Source organism: Streptomyces sp. NWU339 (assembly GCF_003143855.1).
Lineage (GTDB): Bacteria > Actinomycetota > Actinomycetes > Streptomycetales > Streptomycetaceae > Streptomyces.
The window spans coordinates 28,543-53,091 of sequence record NZ_QFRK01000029.1 but is presented as its reverse complement, the minus strand read 5'-3'; the positions used below and the strand labels follow the sequence as shown (position 1 = coordinate 53,091).

General features: G+C 67.5%; 22 protein-coding genes, 1 tRNA gene and 4 pseudogenes. 14 read left to right on the top strand and 13 right to left on the bottom strand.

Annotated features, from left to right (window positions below; translation table 11 throughout):
- Positions 1-85: 85 nt before the first annotated feature.
- Together DIZ27_RS28310 and DIZ27_RS28305 are read left to right on the top strand one after the other, a co-directional pair.
- Positions 86-843 (top strand): annotated as a pseudogene (locus DIZ27_RS28310) (IS630 family transposase); the annotation flags it as partial.
- Positions 844-1,202: 359 nt separating this feature from the next.
- On the top strand, positions 1,203-1,601 hold the full coding sequence (locus DIZ27_RS28305) for a pyridoxamine 5'-phosphate oxidase family protein (protein ID WP_181383723.1): 399 nt from the start codon (positions 1,203-1,205) through the stop codon (positions 1,599-1,601).
- A 484-nt stretch (positions 1,602-2,085) separates the two neighbouring features.
- Here the strand turns inward: DIZ27_RS28305 and DIZ27_RS28295 are convergent, their stop codons facing one another.
- Together DIZ27_RS28295 and DIZ27_RS28290 are read right to left on the bottom strand one after the other, a co-directional pair.
- Positions 2,086-2,307 (bottom strand): hypothetical protein, encoded by a 222-nt coding sequence (locus tag DIZ27_RS28295; protein WP_109381283.1) that lies wholly within the window; start codon positions 2,305-2,307, stop codon positions 2,086-2,088.
- 218 nt (positions 2,308-2,525) lie between these two features.
- On the bottom strand, positions 2,526-2,960 hold the full coding sequence (locus DIZ27_RS28290; RefSeq protein WP_109381282.1) for a DUF5959 family protein: 435 nt from the start codon (positions 2,958-2,960) through the stop codon (positions 2,526-2,528).
- Between the two features lie 580 nt (positions 2,961-3,540).
- Here DIZ27_RS28290 and DIZ27_RS28285 point away from each other — a divergent pair.
- From DIZ27_RS28285 to DIZ27_RS28260, 3 genes are all read left to right on the top strand, one after another.
- Positions 3,541-3,807 carry a hypothetical protein gene (locus tag DIZ27_RS28285; protein ID WP_109381281.1) on the top strand — a complete coding sequence of 89 codons (267 nt, stop codon included), beginning with the start codon at positions 3,541-3,543 and terminating at the stop codon, positions 3,805-3,807.
- A 1,485-nt stretch (positions 3,808-5,292) separates the two neighbouring features.
- A complete protein-coding gene (locus DIZ27_RS28265; protein WP_109381335.1) occupies positions 5,293-5,562 on the top strand; it encodes a type II toxin-antitoxin system Phd/YefM family antitoxin in 270 nt (89 codons plus the stop codon).
- Positions 5,552-6,019 (top strand): type II toxin-antitoxin system VapC family toxin, encoded by a 468-nt coding sequence (locus tag DIZ27_RS28260; RefSeq protein ID WP_109381279.1) that lies wholly within the window; start codon positions 5,552-5,554, stop codon positions 6,017-6,019. The genes DIZ27_RS28265 and DIZ27_RS28260 overlap by 11 nt, the downstream gene beginning before the upstream one ends.
- Before the next feature lie 368 nt (positions 6,020-6,387).
- Here the strand turns inward: DIZ27_RS28260 and DIZ27_RS28255 are convergent, their stop codons facing one another.
- The 3 genes from DIZ27_RS28255 to DIZ27_RS28245 all read right to left on the bottom strand — a co-directional run bounded on the left by DIZ27_RS28255 (position 6,388) and on the right by DIZ27_RS28245 (position 8,661).
- Positions 6,388-6,597: a hypothetical protein gene (locus DIZ27_RS28255; RefSeq protein ID WP_258308573.1), complete on the bottom strand. Its 210-nt coding sequence runs from the start codon at positions 6,595-6,597 to the stop codon at positions 6,388-6,390.
- 380 nt (positions 6,598-6,977) lie between these two features.
- Positions 6,978-7,385 (bottom strand): hypothetical protein, encoded by a 408-nt coding sequence (locus DIZ27_RS28250; RefSeq protein WP_146229002.1) that lies wholly within the window; start codon positions 7,383-7,385, stop codon positions 6,978-6,980.
- 49 nt (positions 7,386-7,434) lie between these two features.
- Positions 7,435-8,661 carry an amidase domain-containing protein gene (locus DIZ27_RS28245; protein ID WP_109381277.1) on the bottom strand — a complete coding sequence of 409 codons (1,227 nt, stop codon included), beginning with the start codon at positions 8,659-8,661 and terminating at the stop codon, positions 7,435-7,437.
- 888 nt (positions 8,662-9,549) lie between these two features.
- On the opposite strand from DIZ27_RS28245, the gene DIZ27_RS28240 reads away from it, so the two are divergent.
- Complete coding sequence (locus tag DIZ27_RS28240) at positions 9,550-9,780, top strand: hypothetical protein (RefSeq protein WP_258308572.1); 231 nt, start codon at positions 9,550-9,552, stop codon at positions 9,778-9,780.
- Between the two features lie 693 nt (positions 9,781-10,473).
- On the opposite strand, the gene DIZ27_RS28235 is transcribed toward DIZ27_RS28240, so the two are convergent.
- Together DIZ27_RS28235 and DIZ27_RS28230 are read right to left on the bottom strand one after the other, a co-directional pair.
- Positions 10,474-10,920, bottom strand: a complete 447-nt coding sequence (locus DIZ27_RS28235) for a hypothetical protein (protein WP_109381276.1) — start codon at positions 10,918-10,920, stop codon at positions 10,474-10,476.
- Complete coding sequence (locus DIZ27_RS28230) at positions 10,917-11,183, bottom strand: hypothetical protein (protein ID WP_109381275.1); 267 nt, start codon at positions 11,181-11,183, stop codon at positions 10,917-10,919. The genes DIZ27_RS28235 and DIZ27_RS28230 overlap by 4 nt, the downstream gene beginning before the upstream one ends.
- Before the next feature lie 374 nt (positions 11,184-11,557).
- Here DIZ27_RS28230 and DIZ27_RS28225 point away from each other — a divergent pair, with 374 nt between their 5' ends.
- The 3 genes and pseudogenes from DIZ27_RS28225 to DIZ27_RS28215 all read left to right on the top strand — a co-directional run bounded on the left by DIZ27_RS28225 (position 11,558) and on the right by DIZ27_RS28215 (position 12,553).
- Positions 11,558-11,845, top strand: a complete 288-nt coding sequence (locus tag DIZ27_RS28225) for a hypothetical protein (protein ID WP_109381274.1) — start codon at positions 11,558-11,560, stop codon at positions 11,843-11,845.
- Between the two features lie 205 nt (positions 11,846-12,050).
- Positions 12,051-12,230, top strand: a pseudogene (locus DIZ27_RS28220) (type II toxin-antitoxin system RelE/ParE family toxin); the annotation flags it as partial.
- Positions 12,230-12,553: pseudogene (locus tag DIZ27_RS28215) on the top strand (helix-turn-helix domain-containing protein). The pseudogenes DIZ27_RS28220 and DIZ27_RS28215, both read left to right, overlap by 1 nt.
- 50 nt (positions 12,554-12,603) lie before the next feature.
- On the opposite strand, the gene DIZ27_RS45930 reads toward DIZ27_RS28215, so the two are convergent.
- A tRNA-OTHER gene (locus tag DIZ27_RS45930) sits at positions 12,604-12,695 on the bottom strand.
- A 372-nt stretch (positions 12,696-13,067) separates the two neighbouring features.
- On the opposite strand from DIZ27_RS45930, the gene DIZ27_RS28210 reads away from it, so the two are divergent.
- From DIZ27_RS28210 to DIZ27_RS28200, 3 genes and pseudogenes are all read left to right on the top strand, one after another.
- A complete protein-coding gene (locus DIZ27_RS28210; protein WP_146229001.1) occupies positions 13,068-13,496 on the top strand; it encodes a hypothetical protein in 429 nt (142 codons plus the stop codon).
- A gap of 397 nt (positions 13,497-13,893) precedes the next feature.
- Positions 13,894-14,388 (top strand): DUF1877 family protein, encoded by a 495-nt coding sequence (locus DIZ27_RS28205; protein WP_181383722.1) that lies wholly within the window; start codon positions 13,894-13,896, stop codon positions 14,386-14,388.
- Positions 14,389-15,023: 635 nt separating this feature from the next.
- A pseudogene (locus tag DIZ27_RS28200) lies at positions 15,024-16,027 on the top strand (IS5 family transposase).
- Positions 16,028-16,099: 72 nt separating this feature from the next.
- Here the strand turns inward: DIZ27_RS28200 and DIZ27_RS47465 are convergent.
- A complete protein-coding gene (locus tag DIZ27_RS47465; RefSeq protein ID WP_258308571.1) occupies positions 16,100-16,675 on the bottom strand; it encodes a hypothetical protein in 576 nt (191 codons plus the stop codon).
- A 282-nt stretch (positions 16,676-16,957) separates the two neighbouring features.
- Here DIZ27_RS47465 and DIZ27_RS28190 point away from each other — a divergent pair.
- Positions 16,958-17,757 (top strand): IS5 family transposase gene (locus DIZ27_RS28190; protein ID WP_181383727.1). Its coding sequence is split into 2 segments (ribosomal slippage): positions 16,958-17,306 and positions 17,306-17,757, totalling 801 coding nucleotides; the frame shifts between segments, so codons are not numbered across the junction.
- Between the two features lie 245 nt (positions 17,758-18,002).
- Here the strand turns inward: DIZ27_RS28190 and DIZ27_RS28185 are convergent.
- A complete protein-coding gene (locus DIZ27_RS28185; protein WP_109381270.1) occupies positions 18,003-19,067 on the bottom strand; it encodes a hypothetical protein in 1,065 nt (354 codons plus the stop codon).
- 218 nt (positions 19,068-19,285) lie between these two features.
- Here DIZ27_RS28185 and DIZ27_RS28180 point away from each other — a divergent pair, with 218 nt between their 5' ends.
- Complete coding sequence (locus DIZ27_RS28180; protein WP_258308570.1) at positions 19,286-22,135, top strand: BTAD domain-containing putative transcriptional regulator; 2,850 nt, start codon at positions 19,286-19,288, stop codon at positions 22,133-22,135.
- Here DIZ27_RS28180 and DIZ27_RS28175 read toward each other — a convergent pair.
- The 3 genes from DIZ27_RS28175 to DIZ27_RS28165 all read right to left on the bottom strand — a co-directional run bounded on the left by DIZ27_RS28175 (position 22,110) and on the right by DIZ27_RS28165 (position 23,161).
- On the bottom strand, positions 22,110-22,244 hold the full coding sequence (locus DIZ27_RS28175; protein ID WP_258308569.1) for a terminal protein: 135 nt from the start codon (positions 22,242-22,244) through the stop codon (positions 22,110-22,112). The genes DIZ27_RS28180 and DIZ27_RS28175 overlap by 26 nt on opposite strands.
- A 169-nt stretch (positions 22,245-22,413) precedes the next feature.
- The gene (locus DIZ27_RS28170) at positions 22,414-22,620 is read right to left on the bottom strand and encodes a hypothetical protein (protein ID WP_109381268.1); all 207 of its coding nucleotides are present in this window, start codon (positions 22,618-22,620) and stop codon (positions 22,414-22,416) included.
- A 202-nt stretch (positions 22,621-22,822) separates the two neighbouring features.
- Positions 22,823-23,161 (bottom strand): MerR family transcriptional regulator, encoded by a 339-nt coding sequence (locus DIZ27_RS28165; protein ID WP_109381267.1) that lies wholly within the window; start codon positions 23,159-23,161, stop codon positions 22,823-22,825.
- Between the last annotated feature and the right edge of the window lie 1,388 nt (positions 23,162-24,549).

The following is a 24,549-nucleotide window of genomic DNA, read 5'->3' as shown; positions in this document are numbered from 1 at the left end:
GTGAGACGGACGACACCGAAAGCCGGTACACGGGCAGAAACGGCCGGGGATTCCGGCTACCGGATGACGATGGCGCTGGCCGTAGAACGCCACCCACTGGTCGACGCGGGCGATGGCCCAGGAGATGGGCCTGTCACAGTCGACCGTCTCGCGCATCTGGCGGGCCTGCAGCCGCACCGCACCGAGACGTCTCTGCTGTCCACCGACCCGTACTTCGTCGACAAGGTCCACGATGTGGTCGGCCTGTATCTGGATCCGCCGGAGCGGGCGCTGGTGTTCTGCGTGGACGAGAAGTCCCAGATCCAGGCCCTGGACCGGTCCCAGCCGGTGCTGCCGATGATGCCCGGGGTCCCGCGGCGGATCACCCACGACTCCGTGCGGGCGGGCACCACCACGCTGTTCGCCGCCCTGGAGGTGGCCACCGGCAAGGTGGTCGGCTCCCCGCACCGTCGGCACCGGGCCGAGGAGTTCAAGAAGTTCCTCATCAAGCTGGACCGGGAGGTGCCGGCGGGCCTGGACGTGCACCTGGTGCTGGACGACTACGCCACCCACAAGACCCCGGCGATCAAGACCTGGCTGCTGGCCCACCCCCGCTTCCACCTGCACTTCACCCCCACCGGCTCGTCCTGGCTCAACCTGGTCGAGCGGTGGTTCGCCGAGCTGACCAACAAGCGGATACGCCGAGGCGTCCACCAGACGGTTCACGCTCTGGAGCAGGACATCCGCGACTGGATCGCCGCCTGGAACAGCGATCCCAAGCCGTACGTCTGGACGAAGACCGCCGATGAGATCCTCGAACGCCTCGCTGCATATTTGAACAGAATTCCTGACTCAGGAGACTAGTGGCACGCGTGTGGCACGACCCCGAACACGACAAAGGGCCAGCCTGGGAGGGAAACCCTCTGAGCTGGCCCTTCTCTCTGTGCCGTCGGCAGGGTTCGGACCTGTGACACCCGCTTGAGGAGTTCGATCCGGACCCGCTCTGGCTGCTGCCGTCGACTGGTGCGACAGTCGGATGAAGCCGCTGGTGTGTGCCTCCGTCCGACGTCGTTGATGATGTCAGAGACCTTCTGATCCGTAGCTCTGCAGAGATCGGGCATTGAAGGTCATACAGGCTGCCGGGAAGCCCATGAGGGCCGGTGTGGGGTGCTGCCGGTTGCTGGGGTTGCTGTACTTCGCTGCTGTACAGCAACCTTCGACGCATGGACGTGAACGAGTTCTTATCCCAACCCTTGGTCGCACGCTTAGCGACCAACGGCCCTGAGGTCCGGCCAGTGTGGTTCATCTGGGAGGACGGCGCGTTCTGGTGGCTCACCGGCTCGTACTCCCGACTGGAGCAGCTTCTCACCGAGGACTCACGCGTCGCGCTGGTGATCGATACGTGCGACCTGTCCGCGGGTGCAGTGTTCTCTGTGACCTGCCAAGGCGTGGCTGAGGTTGTGCCGCTCGACCGAGCCAAGGCAGTCCGAAAGCTGACCCGCTACCTCGGGCCTGAGGACCTGTGGCCAGTGCGCTTCTCCGCTCCGCTGGATGACCCTGCAACCAAGATGGTTCGGTTCGCACCCGATCGTCCGCCTCGACTGCACGATCGATCGTGGTAACAGCACAGACGGCCAAGCGCACGCTTTCCAACGGTGTTGGTGGGTGGCCTGGCTGTGTGCAGGGGCGCTCACCCGTGTTCATGGGTCCGGCCTACGGGAAGGGCCCGGCACACGGTCTCGGCTGAACAACGGTGCACGGGGCTGAATGAGACGGAAACTGAGACGGCCGCACTCCTCACTGCAGCACCGGAGACGGCCCGCGGTCGGCTGTCGAGGCCACCGTTACTCGTGGAACTAAGCCGCCTTGGGGCGCACCGCACGCATGTCCGAGGCCGGCTCCTGTGGATCCTCGAGCGGGAAGGCCTCGTCCTCCCCGAAGTCCGGGGCCTGGAAGGGGTTGGTCGTCGGAGGCGGCGATGCTGCCGTGGAGCGGCGGGGTTGCCCCTCCGGGGCGGAGAACAGCGATGTCAGATCGATGGGAGGTCTCTCTTTCGTTACAGGTCCCTGAAGGGGCCTGGGTGTGCCGTGACCGGGCACAGCGGTCCTACAGCTTGGTCATCTTGGCGTACGGGCTCAGGATCCGCATGTGCGCCGAGCCGAAATCCACGAGCGCCGCGATTCCGTCCTCGATGCCGATCACCCGGCCGAGGCCGTACATGTCGTGTGTGACCTGGTCGCCCACGACGAAGTGCTCGGGAGTCGGCGTGACCGGGGCCTTGAAGGGGCTGGTCGGCAGATGGCGCTTCGGTGCAGCAGGCTTTGTCATAGCCCAGTATGCGCCTACGGGCATCCCGCTTGCTGTGACCGTCGACACAGATCCGGACGGCAACCACCGTTTTGGGAGAGAGGCGGGGGTGGGGGCGCTGACCTGGAGCTTCGGCACCTGGGCAGGCCATTGAGAACTCGACCGCGAGACAACCCCGTTGACCGTGGCTGACCCTTGTATCTGGCACGCCTGTGGCACGGACTGCCCCCTGAAGCTCCTCAGTCCGTCGGGATCAGGTGCGCCCAGACGGTGCCGAGCCTCTTGAGCAGGGCACGCTGCTCGTCGATCCAGCCGCGGTCCACTTCGAGGGAGAGGGCCAGCCTGGTGGTCTGCTGGTCTGCGATGGTGACCGTGATCCCATCGTGGCCGTCCTCCCGCCAGTTCAGGCGGATGCCGATCTCGGCGACTCGCGCAGCCTCACGCCAGACGGCGTCGTGCCCCGCGGCGACCTCGTCCCATACGTGTGCCCAGCCGGCCAGGTCTCTCGGATCCACATAGGTGTCGAGGACACCGGCCACGAAATCGTTGTGGACCAGGAGTCGCCCCTCCACGTCCGGGATGCCCGGGGCATGGGAGTCGTTCAACTCGACCACAACACTGCCGCCGTACTTACCGGTGATCCGCAGCAGTGCGAACTGCTCGGGCTCCTTCATGTCCCACCCCTGGGTGTTCTCCAGCGTCGATGCTGCGCACTCTGGACAGCACCACTGACGATGCCTGCTGCGCTCACCGTCTCCATGGGTGACTCAAGACCTGTCTTCTTGCCCCAGGTCTTGCCGGGGATCTTGGTGAGCTGGGTTTTTGCTGGTCAGAGACGGTGGGATCGTGCACCTGGTGGTCGTCGTCGGTCGTCGTTGGCCACTGTCGAGCGGCCTCGGACGGCCCAGGCACGGCCCAGCTTCGGCGCGCTCGGCTCTGACGGCCGGCACCTTCGATGGGACCCGTCTGAACCTCAGCCGACGACAGTCAGCCACGATGGCGGGTACGCCAACCGATCACGCACGTGTGTGCCTCGTTGCACCCCCACCGGCCTCAGTCATGCTGCCTGCGCCGTCGACCGGAGCAAGTGCCGACGGCCAGCGCCTGACGACGGCGGCCGGCCGAGCCCTCGGCTTGGGAATTTGTACGGCCGTAGGAGTGATCAAAGCATGAAGGACGTTACGCTCTGATCCCTTTTGTGTAGCTTTCTCCAAGTGTCTGCCCGATCCGGGGCAGAGAAGCGGAGGAGAACATATGAGGAACGTCCAGAAGATCGCAGCGGTGACCGTAGCCACCTGCGGAATCCTCTTCGCCGGCATCGGCGGGGCCAGCGCTGCCACCGGTAACGGGGGGGACAACATCCCCGTGCTCAGCAACATCAACACGCTCAACTGGGACGATTCGCCCTTCTGCGGAATTCAGGTCAAGACCAAGGACAGCGAGCAGAAGACGTCCTGTCCGGTAGTGCACAACGAGGGCAGCTCCAACAGCCCCGTCTACATCATCACCTTCGGGTCTTGATCTTCCCTAACGGTCCGGCGGTTCGCCCGTCGGGCCGTTTGGCTTGTCGGGGCGTTGGCAGGCAGGCGAGTGATCCGGCTGTTGTGTCGGGTGGGCTCCCAGGGCTTCGGCATGGTTCGGCCTCGCGTTTTTGATCACGTCAGGCCGAGGAGGGCCGGGGGGTCGGGTTTGGTCCGGTCATGCTTAGTCGAACCGTTGAGGGTCCCTTGGAAGCCGTTGTCCTTCCGGGCGTGATGGCTGCGTTTCTGCTGGTCAGGCATAGTCCGGTTCTCGCGCGGCAGTGATGGCATGTCTTGTTGTCTCCTCGGGAGGTGCCGGGTGCCGTCGGTGATGGGGTTGCTGGAGGAGCGGGAGCGTGCGGCCCGACAGCGGGTGGAGGTTCTGCAGGCTGAACTTCGGGAGGCGGAGGCCGCGTGGGAGCGGTTCGTGATTGCCCGGGAGACGGTCGGGCAGGTCCTCGCGGAGTCGCGCGACAGAGAGTGCATGCCGATGGCTGTGCCTGATCAGCGACCGCGGCCGGTTGCCGGAGCGGTGCCCGGCTCGGTGCTGCCGGCACCGGCAGCAGATCGCGCACCAGTTCCCACTCCGCATCGCTCATGTCCGAGTCGTACCGGGGCCGGCGTTCCGGCCGGTCGGCCGCGTTCCCGAACCGGTGGGCGAGACAGCCACACTCCCGGGTGGCCCGGCCGGACTCCCCGACCACCACCACGCAACACTTCGACACCAGGGCCTCTTGCCACTCGCTGGATTCGACAACCGCGAGCTACCAAGAGGCCCTTCCTCTATGCCCCACCAGCAGCCAAGTCACCCGATCCAGCACCCTGTTCGAAGCCGATCGACCACGCAAACGGATAGAGAACAGCCAGTGAGTAGCGCTGATTTGCAGCACATGACCAGCATTCGGGTCGGGCTGTCGCTATCGGCTCGGAGTCATGATCCACGAGGGCGGGGGAGGGGCCTCCGGCTAGGGGATGTGGCATCTGCGTGGCATTAGTGGCACGCGTGTGGCACGACCCCGGATGCGACGAAGGGCCAGCTGGGGAGGAAACCCCTCCTGAGCTGGCCCTTCGACCTGTGCCCCCGGCAGGATTCGAACCTGCGACACCCGCTTGAGGAGTTTTCCCCGGACAGGCCCATGACCTGCATAAACGTCGACCGTAGGGCGGCTGACCTGGTCGGATGCCCCTTCGTAGTTCTCGCTTGTTCGCGGGGTTTCCCGTCCTCATGTGTGCTGAATCCGTTCCGGCGGGGGCTGCCCGTGAGACGGACACCCACCCGCCCTGTGTCGCAGACGTGAGAAGTTTTGCCACTCGTGTCACGGTTTGGGCCGAGGTGATGCAGTGCACGCTTGCCGGAGCGCTTCAGGCTGCTCAGGACGCCCGCCGGTCCGGCCCTGGTCCTCACTGCGTTCGCGGCCGGAGGCTTGTCAGCGCAAGCCTCCAGACGGAGTGCTACCTGGTAGCACTGGGTGCTACCGTGGTCGGTATGAGCGTTCAGCCCGAAATCACCCAGCGGGATCTGCGCAACCGGTCCCGAGAGATCATGGACGCCATCCAGGGCGGCCAGTCGTTCACCGTCACCCGTGACGGACACCCGATCGGTCAGCTCGTCCCTCTGCGGCGACGCCGTCGGTTCGTCTCCCGCCAGGAGTTCGCCGCGATGTCCAGGACCGCCCCCGATATCGACCTCGACACGTTCCGCGCCGACCAGGACGCCACGGCCGACACCTACCTGGACGATCCCTATGCCCGCTGACCGCTCGACGTACGCGCAGGGACTCCTCGACACCAACATCATGATTCTGCGCCGGTGGGTGGCCCCCGAGGAGCTGCCGGACGAAATGGCGATCACCGCCGTCACCCTGGCCGAGTTGTCCGCCGGTCCGCACGAGGTCCGTCGCAACGACGAACAGAGCGCCTACGACGAACATGTCGAACGCGCCCGCAGGCTCGACGTCCTGCAACGCGCCGAGAACGAGTTCGACCCCCTCCCCTTCGATGCCGACGCGGCCCGCATCTACGGCCGCATCTGTGCGGCGGTGATCAGTGCCGGCCGCAAGCCGCGTCGCCGGGTGGCCGACCTGATGATCGCCGCCATCGCCGTGGCCGAGGACCTTCCTCTCTTCACCACCAACCCCGACGACTTCAAGGGGCTGGACGACCTCCTCACCGTCGTGCCGGTCACCCGCCCGAAGGTGCCCCACGACGGCTGATGCCAGGGCGCGCCGTGTGGGTGGGAGCGCAACGGACCTCGTGGTGCGAGCGTGGCGCGGACGCGGTCATGCAGCAGGGCCGGTTCGGAGGCTCAAGCCCTCGAACCGGCCCTTGGCTGCTGTGCCCCCGGCAGGATTCGAACCTGCGACACCCGCTTGAGGAGTTTTCCCGGAACGGGGCTGTGACCTGCGGAGACGTGAGCCGCAGGGCGTCTGACCAGGGGAAGGACTCCTCAGCGGTTCTCACGTGTTCGCGGAGTTTCCCGGCCTCATGTGTGCCGAATCCGTGCCGGTGAGTGTGCTGTCCGGCGAAGGCCATGGGGTGCTTGGGGCTCGGCGAGCGGCCGGAGTGAGGTGTGGGAGTCCCGTCAGACCTTCTCGACTCGCACGGAGTGGCCCGCGAGGAGTTGATTCATGTCGTGGGTGTCGGAGGTGAAGACGGTTGCCTCGGCCCCCTGTGCGGCTTCCCGCCCGGCCACGGCCGCCAGGACGGCGTCGATGGCGTACTTGTGCCCGTGCAGGCCGGCCGCCTTCAGCATGTCGCGCGCCATGGCGATCACCTGGTCGTCCGTGTGCACGATGCGGATGTGTCGGCATCTTCGAGGCTGGTTCCGCCGACTCACCCATGGTGTGTTCGGTCGGTGACGTGCACGATGCGCACCTGCGCCTGGCGGGTGCCTTCGCTTGGCTGCCTCTTGCGGTCTGCGGTGACCGAAGCGCGAACAGCCCGGCGAAGAAGGCAAGCGTGGGCACGCGATCCTGCGTGGCTGACCACTCCGTGGGCGTCGGCCGAGACGACGGGCCTGGGGGCCAGGCGATGGTGTGTACGCAGAAAGCGTCTTCCTGCTGGAACGGCAGAAGCCTTGGACAAGCCCGGCCGCCCCAGGTCAGGAGGTACATTCGCTGTTTTGTTCAAGACCGGACGCCGCTCAGGCGAAACGGCCGGGCTCTGATGCGCTCACCCGGGCGGTTCGGTCCCCGCCGCGTCGGGTGGGGTCGGTACGACACCCGGGAGCGGGCTCATCACCCACCGCGCCTTCTCCCAGGTGATGGTCTCGGTGACGCGGACGGGTCGGCGCTTGGCACCTGCGGTGCCGGACACGTCCACTTTCCATACGCCCTCGAAGTCAGAGGTGCGCGTCCACCGGACGTCCCAGTCCTGTCCGCCGTACGCCTTGATCCGGGCACGGGCATCCTTGGAGCCCTGGGGATGGGCGTCGAGCAGCCCGGCCAGCCCGTCTTCGTCCGAGCGGTTGAGGAACCGTACGTAGTCGTGCAGGAAACGGTCCTGGTCCGCCAGGTCGGGTTTCGCGGACGCAGAGCCGTCCCCGCCGCCGCACGCGGTGAGCGCTACCGCGCAGAGCACCGCCATGAGCAGCCCGGCGCGACGCCGCCACGAGCGATGTCCGCTTCCGTCAGGTGCGGAAGGCGTAGTAGGTCGCGCGCGGGTACTGCGCCACAAGGCTCTTCACCGACTTCCGGTAGGTGTTGGTCGAGTGGTAGGTGAGGTAGGGCACTCCGCCGCTCTTGTACGTGGTGATCATGGAGTGGTCCTTGGACCTGTTGCCGCTGAAGTCCATCTGGAGGATGTCCCCGATCCCCAGCTTGTACACGTTGTCCAGGTTGTAGGCCCGGTCGCTGTGCAGAGCGAAGGACGCCCAGTAGTTGACGTTGATCCAGGACGTCGTCTGGTTCGAGGAGTTGTACCACCAGTTCTTGTAGCTCTTGTACCAACCTGTGTCGTTTTTCCAGCCGCCGGCCCGCAGTGCCTGGCTGATGAAGTTCGTGCAGTCGCCCCCGACGTCGTTGAACTTACGGTAGTTGGGGTTGTAGTTCTTCCAGTACTTCTCCGCGTACTTCGCCATGGCGGTGTAGTTGTAGCTCGCGGTGGCGCTGGCCTTGGCCTGGGCCTGGACTGTGGGCTGGGTGGTGCCCGCCTGGCTCTCCTGGGGCGCGGGGCCGTCGGTTTCGGGCTCGCCGCCCTCGTCGATCGGGTCCTCAGCCATGCCGGTGAACGTGGGCCCGGTGTCCCCGGCGGTGTCCGCCACCGAGTTGACCGCGGCCGGCCCTTCCTCGTCGAGAGGCGTGAATCCGGTCAGCTCCCACGTGCCGTCCGGCGCGGCGACGAAGGTCAGCTCGTGCCTGGCCTGAAAGCCGGTGGTCGGCGGCTCGTCGCCCTGGATCTTCTTGTACGTGAGCATCGTCGTCTCGGTGACCTGGGCAGTCGCCCGGTCGCCGGTCACCCGCACCTTGTCCACGTCGATCTCGGTCTCGGCCGCCGTGTACGCCTCGTCCAGGTCGGCGAGCCGCGCCCTGCGGTCACGCAGTATCTCGGTCGCCGTGTCCTCCGTGCGAGCCAGACTGCTGGTGACGTGCACGTCGCCCTTCAGCGGCAACACCGCGCCGGCACGGCGGGTGGCCTGAGACCCGTCCAGGAGCGCGGAGGTCCGTCTGGTCAGTACGGCATCCGCGAGGGCGGCGAAGTCATCGGTGGTCTCGGCATCCACGGTGCGGGCCGCCTCCGCCGTGGCCTGGGCGGCTGCGCTGTCCGTGGCATGAGCGGTCGCGGCGGGCGGCAGTGCGGCCAGCAGCGTCGCGCCCAGGGTCAGCGCCGTGGCACGTCTGTAGCTCCCGTTCCTCATGAATATCCCCCAACTCTGGCCTTTAGCAGGCCGGTTGAAGGAATCCTGTCACCTCCAGTCACGTGCGGCGAGGTCTTTTCGTACACGCGTTCCTGGATGTCCGGGTTCCGTTTCGGGCTCCGGGACCCTTCCGGAGCGCCAGGTGATCAGAGTGGCGTCGAGGTTCAGGGACGAGGCCGGGCAGCACGTGTCCCGCGGCCAGGTCAGCGGGTATTCCCTCACCGGTCTCGGCGGCTGCAGCCAGGCGACCCCCCCCAGCCGCAGCGCGGGGCGAGTGCACAGAAGCCATTGTCCGCTCGTCAACGTCGGCGAGCAGCCGCCAGGCAGTCGGTGTCGAGGCGATCGAGCCGAACGCTTTGGCCTGGTCCAGCACGGCCCGGTCTGCAATGGCCTCGCCGCCGGCGGCGAGCATCACCGCCCGGTCGGTGGCGATCTGTCCCGGACCATGTCCGGTCCCGCAAGGCCGCAGTGGCCTGAGAGCGGTGGAGGTACGCGGAGGTCAGCCTCGTGGCCTCGATGAGATCCGCCGGCAACCGTGCCCGCCCAGGCGTGACCGACCGCCCCGAACCACCGGAACTGACCCGGAACTTGGTGTTCAACCCGCCGCCGCCCCGTTGGTCGGGTGAGTCCGGCACGGCGGTGCCTGCCGGTTGGGGTGTTCTGTCCACGGAGGTTGGTGACGGAGGTCTCGGCTGAGGGATCTTGAAATGGGTGAGGGCCTTCTGGCTCGGTGTGGATTGCGACATCTACGCCCAGCAGCAGAAAGGCCCTCGTGCCCCACCGTAATGCCCCCTGACCGAGACCGGCCGTCTGCGGCTGGCCCGCTGCGCGGTCAAAGGTCGTCGTCTGACGGTCAACCCGGTTGTCGGCGTGCCCCTGCCGAAGGCGATGCCGGCTGACCACGTGTACCTCGACGACATGCAGGTCGACGCGCTGGCCAACGCGTCAGGCGTCTATCGGGCGTTCATCCTGCTGCTGCCCTACACCGGCCTGCGTTGGGGCGAGGCTTCCGTGCTGAAGGTGGGGCGCGTCGACCTCGATGCCTGCCGTGCGCACATCGTCGAGGCGTACGCCAAGGACAACGGCAAGCTCTACCTCGACCCTGCGACACCCGCTTGAGGAGTTCGACCCGAGCCTGCTCCGGCTGCGGCCGGCGACTGGTGCGACGGCCGGACCGGGGCGCTGGTGTGCGCCCCCGTCCGGCGTCGTTGATGTCAGCCGTGGATGTCAGCAGGCTTCTGATCCATAGCTCTATGTGGATCGGTCATCGACGGTCGTATCGGGCACGCATCGGTCCGGTGCGGCTGCTGACGCCCGGGACTGGTCGTTGTGGCTGCTGTACTCCGCTGCTGTACAGCCGGAGCGAAACAAGCCTTGCCAAGAGACTCACCGTCCGGCTTCACGAGTGGCGCCCGATCGGCCGGAAAGCAGTCGGCAACTACTCGCCTGAACCGCTCCGGGTTCGGTAGAGGTGACCCGTACCGGGCTGGGTGAGGGGCCCAGTGCCTGGACACGACGAAGGGCCAGCCTGGGAGGAAACCCCTCCTGAGCTGGCCCTTTTCGCTGTGCCCCCGGCAGGATTCGAACCTGCGACACCCGCTTGAGGAGTTTTCCCTGGGCGGGGTTGTGACCTGCGGAAACGTCTGCTGATAGCTGTCTGGCCTGGGAAAACTCTCCTCGGCAGTTCTCACGTCTTTGCGAGGCTTCCCGGCCTCATGTGTGCCGAATCCGTGCCGGTGAGTGTGCTGTCCGGCGAAGGCCATGGGGTGCTTGGGGCTCGGCGAGCGGCCGGAGTGAGGTGTGGGWGTCCCGTCAGACCTTCTCGACTCGCACGGAGTGGCCCGCGAGGAGTKGRTTCATGTCGTGGGTGTCGGAGGTGAAGACGGTTGCCTCGGCCCCCTGTGCGGCTTCCCGCCCGGCCACGGCCGCCAGGACGGCGTCGATGGCGTACTTGTGCCCGTGCAGGCCGGCCGCCTTCAGCATGTCGCGCGCCATGGCGATCACCTGGTCGTCCGTGTGCACGATGCGGATCCGGGACAGCGTCCAGTTCCACAGTGCCTGCCGCGACGCTTCGCGCGGGTCCCAGGCCTCCAGGGTCGTGAGCGCCGAGGTGATGATCGGGATGTCGAGCCGCGGGGCCGTCTTGATCAGCGCGGTCATCTCCCGATCGCCCTGGACCGCCTTGGAGAGAGCTTCGGAATCGAACACGAAGACGCGCTGCCGCGGCCGGTGCAGCTTCGCTCGGGCGGTGCGGCTCACGCGGCCTCGTCCGAAGCCGATCGCTGCTCGTCATGCCAGCCGTCGATGGCGGCGATGCGCTCCAGCGCTGCCTGCTGCTCGTCGTCCGTCACGGCGCCGTGCTCTTCCTCGAGCCGGTCGGCCAACTCGCGTAGTCGGTCCATGGCGTCCTGGTGGGCGGCGGCGGCCGCGATGTAGCCGGACACCCCGCGCGCGTCGACGCGCTCCTTGATCGATTCCACCAGCTCTTCCGGCACGGTGATGGTGATCTTCCGAGTTGCCATACTGTGAGTATGCCAGGTTCTGGGTGGCATGGCTCGACTCCTCGAAGAAGCCGACTCCGAAGAGCAGGGGTGCACGGGATGCCGCCCTCCACCCGGGCGAGGACTCCGGCTCGGCCGACCACGTCCCGATCGGGCGCAGATGCAGCACGACCCGCGACAGGTCGTGAGGCACGGCGTGAACATCCACAGCGGCCGCGTACTCGCCCACGCCCTGGCCATCGACCACGACGGTGCAGGAACGCCCGTCGATACTCAGCTGAAAACGATTTGGCGTCGTCACCGGCGGAGTCCGCGCCCACGGCCGGACGACCGCCGGAGGGCTCTTCCCGGCCGGCACGGCCCCGTATATCGGTGGCTTCGTCTACCTTCCCCTCATGACGCTGAACGAAATCACTCGATCTGCGATCCTGCAGGCTGTTGCGGAGTACGACCGACTCGGTCGGGATGCGTTCCTGGAGAGATACGGATTCGGACCGTCGCGTAGCTACCTGCTCGAGATCGATGGCAAGGAGTACGACTCAAAGGCCATCGTGGGGGCGGCGCACGGCTATCTGTCCGGACGGGAACCTCTGGGAAGCGACGAGTTCTCCGGCGGCAAGGACCACGCTGCCAAGCTGTTGAGCGACCTCGGATTTGAAGTCGTGGTCCGTACGGCGGGCTGATCCCTGACGGCACCCGACACCGAAGGTTGCCGAATCTGAGACCTCAGCACGAGGAAACGGTGCAAGTGGCTCTCCGGAAGGCAGGAGAGCCACCGCGACGTGGGCTGATCAGTACTGGTCCGGTGCGACCGGAATGCGTTGAGCCGCGAGTTGTGCCGTCCACGGCAGATGTTCTCGGTCATCGCGGCGAACGAGCCCGGTGCCCGAGGCCGTGCGCCTCCCGTACCGGCTCGCCCCCGGGCAGCGGATCGTTCTGCTGACGGTGTTCCGCAAGACGCGGATGAGTGAGGCAGCGGAAGCCGAGCGTGCGCACCAGGCGCAGAAGGTCTGCGGGGCCGAGCACAGCCGGGCCGAACACACCTACGGTCGGCGCGAGGAGAGTTGATGAATCACAGCACGTGGAGGCGCGCCGGGCCCGGCAGCTTACGGGTGAGACGGTGGAGTACGACCAGGAGTACGTCGACGCGCGGCTGGCCGGCGACCTCGGGCCAGGCGGTCTACGACCGTCGGATCGAACTCGGCCTGTCCCAGAACGAACTGGCCGAGCGGGCCGGGGTGACGCAGCCTCAGGTGTCCCGGATGGAGGGCGGCGACACCGTGCCGACGCTTCCGCTGCTGCGAAGTTTGGCCAAGGCCCTGGACGGCACCCTGAACCTGGCCGTCGACGAGGGCAACTCCCGCGTCACCTTCACCCCGCACACCGCCTGAAACCGAACCGCCAAAGGCCCCGGACCATGATCGGCCCGGGGCCCTTCGGCTGGTGCCCCCGGCAGGATTCGAACCTGCGACACCCGCTTTAGGAGCGAGGTGAGGCGAGTGCGGCTCTCACCTGCGAAGGGTCCACATGGGCGGACAGGAGATCAGTCACCCGTCGGCAACTGCCGTTCCCCGTGGCTCCCCGCTGGATCTGGCACGGGTGTGGCACGGCGCTTCTGATCCGTAGCTCTATGTGGATCGGTCGGTGGCGGTCATACCAGTTGCGCTGAGGTCCTGTAAGTGCGTTGCCGACCGGGGGCGGTTGCTGTGGTTGCTGTACTTCACTGCTGTACCGCCCCGCCAGGGGCTCGTCCCTGTCAGGTCGATCGCAAGGGGCTCGGTATGACGCGACGGGGATTTCCGCACCGAACCGCAATTCAAGCTCGGGATCTTCGCCCTCCCCACCCGCATGCGCCCCGGTCTGCCCGAGATGATGTCCTCCTCATATGACATCCCTGGGGGGACCATGCGCACCAGCACCACAGCCATCATGACGATCGGCCTGCTCCTCGCCACGCTCACGGCGTGCAGTAGCAGCGACCAGGAGGACAAGGCGGTGGAGACACCCAAGGTGGTGGACACGCCCACGGCGCCGGCCTACACCGTGGTGAACAAGATCGAGAAGTTTGGGGTCGGCAGTGTAGACCTCGTCATCCCGACCGCCACTGTGGACAGCGCCAAAGCAGCCATTCAGGACTACGCCAAAACCATCGACGGCCCGTTGAACTACGGCATCAACGTGATCCGCAGCAAAAACGACAAGGGCATCGAGGATTACGTCTGTCATGGCGAGTGGGTCAAAGATGAGCAGGCTGCCCGGGTGTACACGGGCGGGCGCGTCACCTCGGACACCTGGCCCGCCATCGGAATGTACTGCTCTGATCCCAAGGGCTGACCCCCACCGCCCAGGCTCGGCCATGCCCAACGTGGATGCGTACGCGGTCAGCGTCTTTCGCGCTCGTAGCGTTCCACTCGACGCGCCAACTTGGCCGTAGGGACTTGACCCCTGATCTTGGACGTGTGGATCGGTTCGGCGCCGCCCTTGCTACCAGATCCACATCCCACCGAGGACAGATTGATTGTGGGTGGCGCCCCGCCCGGGACAGGTTCGAGCCTCATCCTTATCAGGTCGATCACGGGGCATCGGCAACGTCGGCCGACCGGCCGGTGTCCTTGGCTGATCGTCCGTTGTGATTCGGCGTTGGTCGGCGCTGTCCGCACCTGTTGGTGTCAGCCGTTGATGTCGACCGACCGACTCAGCGTTGTCGGTTGCCTCGGCCAGAATGCGCGGCATGAGCATCGAGATGCAGCTGCGCGTCATGCCGGAGTCCGAGATCCGAGAGGACTGGGCTTGGCTGGAGGAGTTCATGGGGGCCGCGGGGGACTTCGACCGCTTCCAGGCCGAGCGCCGGGCCGGAATCGCCGAAGTCGTGGAGTACCACTTTCCCGCCCTCCATGAGGTCTACAAAGCGGCGTACACCCTGCGGGGCTCTCCTGACTGGGAGCTCCCGGTCTTCGGGGGCAGCCCTGTGCACCACGCCACCTACGACCAGCCGCCGTTTCTGATACTCCGCCCCACTCAGGTACGCGAGGTAGCGGACTTCCTGGATGCGGTCTCCTTCGACGATCTTTGGGACGCGGCCCGGCCGAAGGTCCTGCCTCCCTTCTCTGCCTTCGACGAGGCTGAGGTCAAGGGCTGGTTCCTCACCCACCACACGGACCTGCAGGCCTTCTACACCCGGACCGTCCCCACGGGGCACGCCGTCGTCAAGGCCTTCTGGTACTGAACCGCAGTCTTCATCCTCGGCTCGCGGTACCGAGCGGTCGGCAGCAATGACCGGTCAAGCGCCGCTGTCCGAGTCCTGAAGCACCAGTTTGGAAGACGCCGTATGCGGATGGACGCTGACCTGGCGACTCCCTGACCTGGTCCGGAGCGAGGTTGGCGCCGCCGTTCCCCGTGAGTCCCCGCTGCGTCCCCTCCGAACGGGCACGCAGCGGGCACGATGAACCTCTCGATGCGAACTGCGGGCGGGACGGTCGCTGAGGTCTGCTTGGCTGGTCAGTCGAGTATCTGAAGCTGGTGACAGTCGGCTGCGGTCGCAGCGGTTGCTGTACTTCGCTGCTGTACAGCACTCGCGACCACCGCATTAGGAGTTCGGTCAAGGGGCTGGACTGCTGCTGGACTGGCATGCCATGGCGGGTGATCCCGCTCCCAGGAATACCGTCGCGATCCGCGTGCGTCCGCCGTCGTTGATGTCAGGAGTGGATGTCAGCGGCTCGGGGTGGCTGGTAGCACGTCCACAGATAGTCCAGATCCGCCGGGTGGGGCACGATGTGGCGCCGCTCTAGGGCGCGTATCGGGTCGTGATCAATCTGCGGGTTTCGCTCTTGGGGCGGGACCTGATCCGGTAGATCGTTTTATGTGACGCGAGTGCAACTGACGGATGCGGAGTGGGAGTTCATCGGCCCGTACCTGCCGATCGGCCAGTACGGGCCGTACCCCGAGCGGCTGCGGCAGCAGTTCGAGGGCGTGATCTGGCGGTTCAAGACGGGCGGGCAGTGGCGGGAGATGCCGACCGAGTTCGGCGCCTGGTCAACCGTTTCCAACCGCTTCCGGCAGTGGCGTGACGCGGGTGTGTTCGAGGCCCTGCTGGAGGGGCTGATCGCGGAGGCCGCGAAGCGGGGCGAGGTGGACTTGTCCCTGGTCAGCATCGACTCCACCACCGCGCGGGCCCACCACGACGCCGCGGGGATGCACCTGGACGAGGACGTGCTCACCGCGTTGGAGAAGGCTGCCGCCGAGGAGGAGAAGGCCAGGTCAAAGGGGGCAGCTACGAAGAACGAAACGGGCAGGACGCCGAAGCCGATCCTGAGCGGGAAGAGCGACGACGCATCCGGCGCCGGCGAAAGCTCCGGCTGAAGGCGGCCCTTCTCGGACGCTCGCGGGGCGGGCAGACGAGCAAGGTCCACCTCGCCGCGGACCGCAGGTGCCGCCCGCTGGTGTTCGTCCTGACCGCTGGACAGGCCGCCGACAGCCCGCAGTTCATCCCGGTGCTGGGGAAGATTCGGGTCCGCGGTCTTGTCGGCCGCCCCCGTACCCGGCCGGACGCGGTCGCCGGGGACAAGGCCTACTCATCCCGCCGCAACCGCGCCCACCTGCGGAAACGCCACATCAAGGCARTCATCCCGGAGAAGTCGGACCAGGCCGCCAACCGGAAGAAGAAGGGCTCCAGGGGCGGCCGGCCCGTCCGCCACGACGCCGACCTCTACAAGGAGAGGAACACCGTCGAGCGCCTGATCAACAAGCTGAAGGCCTGGCGAGGTATCGCCACCCGGTACGACAAGACCCCGGAGAGCTACCTCGCCGGCCTCCACCTGCGCGCCTCGATGATCTGGATCAAAGACCTCACCCGAGGCGCCCATTGATCACGACTCGATACGCGCCCTAGCCCCGGATCAACTCTGGCACCAGGGCCCGCCCCGGTGCTGGGGCAAGCCTCACTTGCGCTCGATGTGGGCCACCCATGTAACGGCCTGGATTTTGCTGGGTACCTCTCCGATTTTCTGGGCAGCGGCGCGGTAGCAGTCGGCGAGTAGGTTGTAACGTCCGACCGCTCCCAATCCTCGGTCTCGCTGGCCGTAGATCTGGCGTACCGCGATATCGTGCGCGTGGCGGTCAATCACTACGGCTTCTGCATGTTCCGGATCGGCAATGCACACGTAGAAGAATCCCGTTTTGATGTGCATGGGGAGGATTTCGTTCGGGTCGGTGCCCGCCATGATTCGGTTTGCCTTGGTGATCGCGTCGTGGACGTGTCCGCTTGCCGTTCCTTCGGCGAAGGCTTTACGGGCAAGCCTGCAATTGTCCGCCCACGACTTGTTGGCGGACAGTGCGGCGAGAACGCCCGCGCCCTTGCTGGTGTTTCCCGCAGCGATTTCGGCGGCGAATTCGTGTGCGGTGGCGTACCACTCGCGTCCGCGTCGCTTTTGGTCGGGAGTGGCGATGTTCCACTTGTCCACGATGGCCTGGGTGTAGACGGCGCGCTGCTTCTCGGTGCTCTTGACCGGGATCATGGGTGATTCCTTGCGGTTGGGGTGAGCGCGCGCGAAGGGGCGGTGAGGAGCGGGCCCTGTGGGCGGCTCGACTCATGGCCGGGGCGGCGCGGTGAAAGAGGCCGGGCAGGAACGTGAGGCGTTGGCCCGGCGTGGCCGCGGTAGAGCGCTGTGCGCGGGTGGCGGCGTGAAAAGGCCCGTGAGGGGCTGGGTGGGGTGGGAGGCCCGTTGCGGGCCTCCCGGTGCCGTTGGTGAATTAGAGGTCATCTCAATTGGCTCGGTAGGCTGTCGGCCGTGGCAGGGATCGTTGAGCGGCTGGTGCCGGATGAGTTGTGGGAACTGTTCCAGCGCGTGGTGCCGGAGGCACCGACGCGACCTCAGGGTGGCGGTCGGCGTCGGCACGGTGACCGGGAGGTGCTGGCCGCGATCGTGTTCGTGGCGACGTCCGGCTGCACGTGGCAGCAGCTGCCCGCCGCCTCGTTCGGGCCGTCCGGCGCGACGGCCCACCGCCGGTTCACCGAGTGGACCAAGGCCCGGGTGTGGGCCAGGCTGCACCGCCTGGTCCTGGACGAGCTCGGAGCCCGTGGCGAGCTGGACTGGTCGCGGTGTGCGATCGACTCGGTGAACATGCGGGCTTTGAAAAGGGGGAGCTGACAGGTCCGAATCCTGTGGACCGGGGCACGTACGGGTCGAAGATCCATTTGCTCACGGAGCGGACGGGTCTGCCCCTGTCCGTCGGCATCTCCGGCGCCAACGTCCACGACAGCCAGGCCCTGATCCCGCTGGTGCAGGGCATCCCGCCGGTCCGCTCCCGGCGGGGACCCCGCCGGCGCAGGCCCGGCAAGCTGCACGCCGACAAGGGCTACGACTACCGCCACCTGCGGCGATGGCTGTCGAAGCGGGGCATCCGGCATCGCATCGCCCGCAAGGGCGTCGAGACCTCGCAGCGGCTGGGGCGGCACCGCTGGACCATCGAACGCACCATGGCCTGGCTGGCCGGCTGCCGCCGCCTGCACCGCCGCTACGAGCGCAAGGCCGAGCACTTCCTGGCCTTCACGAGCATCGCCTGCACCCTCATCTGCTACCGCAGACTCACCAAATGAGATGACTTCTTAATCTCAAGCTGACACGAACCCGACACATCGCAGCCGGGTGAGCCGCGGCACCTCGCCGACTGGATCGACGAGGTGGTCCGATCAGATATTCAGCCTTGAACCGAGGTGAGGAGCTCAAGGGCTGGTGCGGAGGAACCCACGGCGGCAGGTGGGCCATCGGGCTGCCCGCCATCAGCCACAGAACGCGAAACGGTCCGCCGACGGAGTCGGCGGACCGTCACGAAAGGTCGAGGTTAGCGCTTGTAGGTGTTGCCGCCCGTGTCCTTGACGGACTTGCAGGTGCGGCCGGTCTTGGACCCTGAGCGGACGGCCGGAGCCTTCTTGTTGTAGTAGTTCACGGTGTAGGTGTTGCCCGAGAACGTGTTTCCGCCCTTTCCGCAGGTGTTGGCCCTGGGGAACACCCAGTAGGTGAACATCCCGTAGTTGCCGTTCCCCCGGGTCTTCCCTTTGTAGTCGCGGCCCTTCTTGAAGACGTTGTTCTGGACCTTGTTGCCGCTGCTGCCGTCGCTGGCGCGGACCGGGTCGCCTGAGACGACCTGGAAGGTGTTCCCCTTCACCAGGTTCTCGTTGCTCCCAGGGGTCTTCTGCGTCTGGTTGAAGGCAAGGTAGACACCGTGGGTGTTCCCCGGGACCGTCTTGTTCTCGAGATTGACGAACGAGTTGTTGGTGATCTTGGCCTTCGAAACGTAGTTCAGCTGCACGCCGGCGTAGCCCTTGCCGCTCTTGACCCAGGCATTGCCGATCTGCTTGAAGGTGATCCGGTTGACCACGAGCCCTTTGACCGGGCCGTCCTTCTTGGTCCCGGTGGCCTTGAGCCCACCGTCGCCGTAGCGCTGCACGGTGTACGGCCCCTGGAAGTTCAGCTTGGGTGACGTCGGGCCGACCTTCGTCCAGTACCCGGCCTTGGCCGCCCGCCCGTCGAACGTGACGGGGCCCGTCCCCGGCTGAGCCTTGAGCGTGACCGTACCGCTGGCGATGCCCGGCCCCCACTCCACCCCGGCATCAGTGTAGGTGCCGCCGCGGAGCATGATCGTCGCGTTCTTCGTGTGCCTGGCCTCGAGCACGGCCTGGGCATCACGCAGGGACCTGACCGGACTCTGCGCCGTGAGGCCGGCCTTCCCCGCCGCCCGCAGAAGCGACTTCCCCGAAAGCCCGGCAAGCGAGGCTCCGCCGGAGCCGACGTAAACGGTGACATCCTCGCCCCCAGCCGGAGCGGCCAGCGCCCCCGGCCCGCTCGGAACCAGCATCATCACGGCCGCCGCCAAGCACGGCAGACCGAGGCGCAGGTGCTTGCGCATGAATGTTCCTCCCAATCAAAGGTCATGTGAGGCACGAGCGAAAAGTCCATTCCCGCCACTCCCGCACAGCGGGGGAAGCTCACTTTCGTCAAGGTGCCTGGGCGGTGGGCCGCCCGGTTCTGGACACGCCGGCAACGATGTACGGCCGACCTTGCGAGAAACCTTGCGGGAAACCTTGCGCGGCAGGTCACAGTGGTGCCTGCCGGGTCGATACCGGCATGAAGGGGGAGCAGGGCATGGTGGAGTTCCAATTATTGGGCACGCTCGAGGTGCGGGCCGGGGGGCGGCCTGTGGCCTTGGGGCATGCGCGGCAGCAGTGTGTTCTCGCGGCCCTGCTGCTCGATGTCGGCCGTCCGGTGCCGGCCTACCGGCTGCTTCACCGGGTGTGGGGCGACCGCGTGCCCCACCGGGGGCGGGACACGCTCTACGCCTACCTGTCCCGCCTGCGCCGCGGGCTGGAGCCGCACGGCGTCCGGCTGGTCCGCCGGTCCGGCGGCTACGTGATCGACCTCGGCGAGGCCACGGTGGACCTGCACCGCTTCCGCCACCTGATCGCCCGGGCCCGCGAGGACGCGGACGACCGGTCCGCCCTGCCCCTGTTCGAGGAGGCACTGGGGCTGTGGCAGGGCGAGCCACTGGCCGGCCTGGACTCCCCATGGCTGCACACCGTGCGCGAGCAGCTGCGGGACGAGCAATGGGCCGCGGAGCTGGACCGGACCGACGCCCTGCTGCGCACCGGCCGTCACAGTGAGTGCCTGCCCGCCCTGTCCGCGCGGGCCGAGCGGCATCCGCTGGACGAGCGGGTGGCCGGCCAGTTCATGCTCGCCCTGTACCGAGCCGGACGGGCCGCGGACGCGCTGGCCCACTACCAGCACGTGCGGGGATGGCTGGCCGAGGAGCTGGGGGTCGATCCCGGAGCGCCCCTGCAGCAGCTGCACCAGCAGATCCTCACCGCGGACACGGCCCTGACCCTTGCGAAGCCTGAGCCCGCCCCGCGCACCGGGGCGCCCGCCCCGGTGCCCCGCCAGCTTCCCGGCCGGCCGCGCTGGTTCACCGGCCGGGAGCGCCAGCTCGCGGAGCTGACCAAGGCGTTGGGCTCAACGAGGGAGCCGGGCGGGACGGTGGTGATCTCCGCGATCGGCGGCAGTGGTGGGATGGGCAAGACCTGGCTGGTCCTGCAGTGGGCGCACCACAACCTCGAGCGGTTCCCGGATGGGCAGCTCTACGTCGATCTGCGCGGTTTCGATCCCTCGGGTAAGCCCGTCGCGCTTGCCGCGGCGGTACGTGGGTTCCTCGACGCGCTGGGGGTGGACTCCGGGTCCGTGCCGGTGGAGGTGCAGGCTCAGCTCGGGCTGTACCGGAGCCTGCTCGAGGGCAAACGAATGCTGGTCGTGCTGGACAACGCCGTCGACGCCGAGCAGGCGGCCGCGCTGCTGCCGGGCAGCGCCACCTGCACGGTGCTGGTCACCAGCCGCCGGCGGCTGGCCGGGTTGACGAGCGCCCATGGGGCCCGGATGCTGACGCTCGACGTGCTGACCGACACCGAAGCACGGGAGCTGATGTGCCGCCACCTGGGGGAAGACCGCGTGGCGGCCGAGCCGGAAGCCGTCGCCGCGCTGCTGGAGCACTGCGCGGGGCTGCCGCTGGCGATCAGCGTGGTGGCAGCCCGCGCGGCGGCCCACCCGGACTTCCCGCTCGCCGTGCTGGCCGAGGAGCTCCGGGACGAGTCGGCGCGGCTGGACGCGCTGGACGCGGGTGATCTGACCGCCAGCGTGCGCGCGGCCTTCACCGTGTCGTACCGAGCCCTGACCGCGGGGGCCGCGGAAGTGTTCCGGCTCGTGGGACTGGCCCCGGGCCCAGAGATCGGACAGGCCGCCATCGCCAGCCTGGTCGCCTGCCCGGCCACCGTCCTACGGGCGGCGCTGCGGGAACTGGAAAATGCCCACCTCGTCCGGCAACCCGAACCTGGCCGCTACCGCCTGCACGACCTGGTCCGCCTTTACGCAGTCGAACAGGCAAAAACAGAAATGGCCGACGGCGGCGCCGAAGCGCTTTTGAGAGTGGTGGACTTCTACCTCCACACGGCCTACACGGCGGCACAGCGGCTGGACCCGCACCGGGACGAAATCCGCCTGGTGGCTGCCCGGCCTGGCGTAACTCCCCTGACCTTGGCGGACCACGACGCGGCCCTGGCCTGGTTCACCGTCGAGCACCCCGCGCTGCTCAGCACCATCGACCTGGCCGTCAGAACGCGCCACGACGCGCACGCCTGGCAGCTGGCCTGGGCCCTTGAGACGTTCTTCGACTACCGCGGTCACTGGCACGACTGGACCGCCAGCCAGCACATCGCGCTTGACGCGGCACAACGGCTCGACAACGTGTCCTGGAAGGCCGCAGCGCACCGTAGCCTCGGCAACGTCTACACCCAGATCGGTCGGCTCGACAAAGGCCACACCCACTTCCGCCACGCCCTGGATCTCTATGACAACCTGGGCGATCGGGACAGCCAGGCCCATACCCACCGAGGCCTGGGCTGGGTGTGCAACCAGCAGGGGCGCCAGCGGGACGCACTCGACCACGCCACGCAGGCTTTGACGCTGTACCGGCAGACCGGCCATCAGGCCGGCCAGGCCAAGGCACTGAACAACGTCGGTTGGCTGAACATCGCGCTCGGCGACCATCGGGCCGCACTCGACTACTGCGCCCAGGCGGTGGCCCTCAACCAGGCGATCGGCGACCGGCACGGCGAGGCAGGGGCGTGGGACAGTCTCGGCTACGCACACCACCATCTCACCGAATACACCGACGCCCTCGACTGCTACCAGCGGGCCCTCGAACTGGACCGCAGTTTCGGCGACCGCTACGGCGAGACAGAGATACTGCACCACCTCGGCGATACGCATCTCGCCGTCGCCGATCCCCAGGCGGCCCGGCGTGCCTGGCGCCACGCCCTGGAGATCGCCGACGAAATCGGCCACCCCGCCACCACCGAACTGCGCGGCAAGCTCAGCGACCTCCTTCACGCCCCGCCTGCCGACAACCTCAGGAGCGAAACCACGAGCTACTGAACTCGAGGTGCTTCACTTCGGTGAACTGAACCGCCAGGCCGTGGGCGCGCCGGCCGCCGTCGCGGAAGTAGACCGCACCCGGGCCTTCGGCGGCGATGCCGCGCAGCACAGCTGTGAGCATGAGCCGTGGATAGCGGCCGACGACGGGGCGTGATCAGCTGTTTCCCGAGTGCGCCGCCCGTGTGGGCGCACTGGTCATACCGGCACAGGCACGGCGCACCCTTCCCGCACGCGTCGCGGTCGCGAACCGGGGCTCTTCGGCCGAATGGCGGGCGGGGTCATCTCTCGTCCGGCCACACCCTCAACACCGCTCCGGCCTCCGCATCGACCAGGGTGACCCGGGCGTCCGGCAGCGCACCGTACACGCCGACCCAGGCGACGAACTTGTCGCGGGCCACGGCCTCGCTGCCCCACCAGCCGTGCATCGTCGGGCGGCCTGCCGCGATCAGGATCAGGTGATAACGCCGGTCGGAACCGAGTCTCATCCCACCAGCCTCCGTCCGGCGTGTCGACGCGCAGCGACAGGCCCGCCGTGACCACACTCGCCCACAGGCCCGCGAGGACGTCCTCCACGGCCAGGCCGTGGTGGCACAGGTCGCCCCGGCCGGGGCCGGCGCCCGGACCGTCGACGCCCCCCTTTCCGGGCGGCGGCCGCGCAGCTCCGGGGGGTTGCAGATCTCAGCCGTCTCAGGCCGCGGTCGTCGGGTTCGCCGCTTCGGCGGCGCGGCGGTATGCGGCGTTGAGGCGCTGGGCCTCCTCGAGCTGGTCCTCGAGGATGACGATGCGGCAGGCGGCCTCGATGGCGGTGCCCTGGTCGACGAGTTCCCGGGCGCGGGCGGCGATGCGCAGCTGGTAGCGGGAGTAGCGGCGGTGGCCGCCCTCGGAGCGCAGCGGGGTGATCAGACGGGCTTCGCCGAGGGCGCGCAGGAAGCCCGGGCTGGTGCCGAGCATCGCGGCGGCCCGGCCCATGGTGTAGGCGGGGTAGTCGTCGTCATCGAGCCGGCCGAAGGAGTCGTCTGCGGTCACTTGCACCTCTCGGTAAAACGCGGGGAGGGGCCCCGGTGCCAATGGCACCAGGGCCCCGAAGGAACTACTACACCATCTGCCGGCCCTGATCCTGCGCCGGCCTCCTGTGTCCGCAGACCCGGCCGAGACGCTGCCGGGGGTGCGGGGATCGCGGTTGCTTGACCGGAGACCACCTCACTATCGATGTCCTGCGGTACCCGGGCCCAAGACGTCCGCCCGGGCGATCCTGATGGCGCTCGGCTCCTCCGTTCTTCCCTCGGGGATCAATCACTTGCCTACTGCTGGTACTGCGAACTGCTGGTACCGCGAACTGCTGGTGGCCTGGGACAGCGCCACCCTTCGGCAGCCGGCCCCGTCGCCCGTCCTGCGTCTGCTCCGGCCTGGAACCCCACTGCCGAACTTCCCGGTGCGCGCGTCCGCAGCCGACGCCTTCACCGGGGTGCTGCTCACTGACTTCGCTGCGGGGTACTGCTCACGGCGGCCCCTGATCACTGCGGGCCACCCGGTCCGGTCGTCAGCCCCGTCGCCGTCCTGCAAGCTCTGGCTTCGGAACTCCACCACCGCACCGTCATGCATCCCGCGACTGCGGGTACTGCTGCCCGGCAGTTCGTCTCTGCCGGGCCCTGCTGATCTCGGCTACGGGAGGAACCATAACCACACCACCCTCCAATGTCTACTGCGGCCGCCATAGATTTCCGCGTGTTCGACGGTGAGGTAATCGACCTCGAACAGCGACGGGGCAGGCGCACGACCGTCACCGCCCGGTCGACGGGACAGGCCGGGGCACCAGCACCCCGTAGACAGGACCCACGAGCCGGCAAGGGAGCAAAGCCGCCCCGTGGGCAACGAGCGTCACGACACGGTGACCGCTCCCCCCTACCGGCACAGCCGTCCCATCGAACCGCTGGCCTCACAAGGCTGGAGTCATCCCGTACCCCAGCGCATACACGCGCCATCCAGTTCCCTCGCGAAACGACACGTCTTTTCACCGGCCTGACGACACCAGAACCCCGTGACCACCACAAGAACCGGTGAAACCACATGACGCGCCACAGCGAAAAATGGATGCCGCCCATCAATCAGCACCCGGTCGACGAAGACCCGCTGGTGATCGGGCCCGGCACCAGCCGCCCGCTGACGGTCGCGGCCGCGTCGTTCCCGGAGCGCGGACTCGTACCGGGCCGTCCGCGGACCGGCCAACTCTTCGATCAAATCGCCGAGATGTGCACGATCAAGGCCGCAGAAGGCAGGATGGGACAAGGCCGCGCGGGCCGAGAAGGCCGTCACAATCCACTCACCCCGCGCGGCCGCCGTCATGCCACGGCTGGCCCCGCGCTACCGCGTACCAAGTCGTTGGCACGCAGCCGTCTGCAACGGGTTGGTCAGCG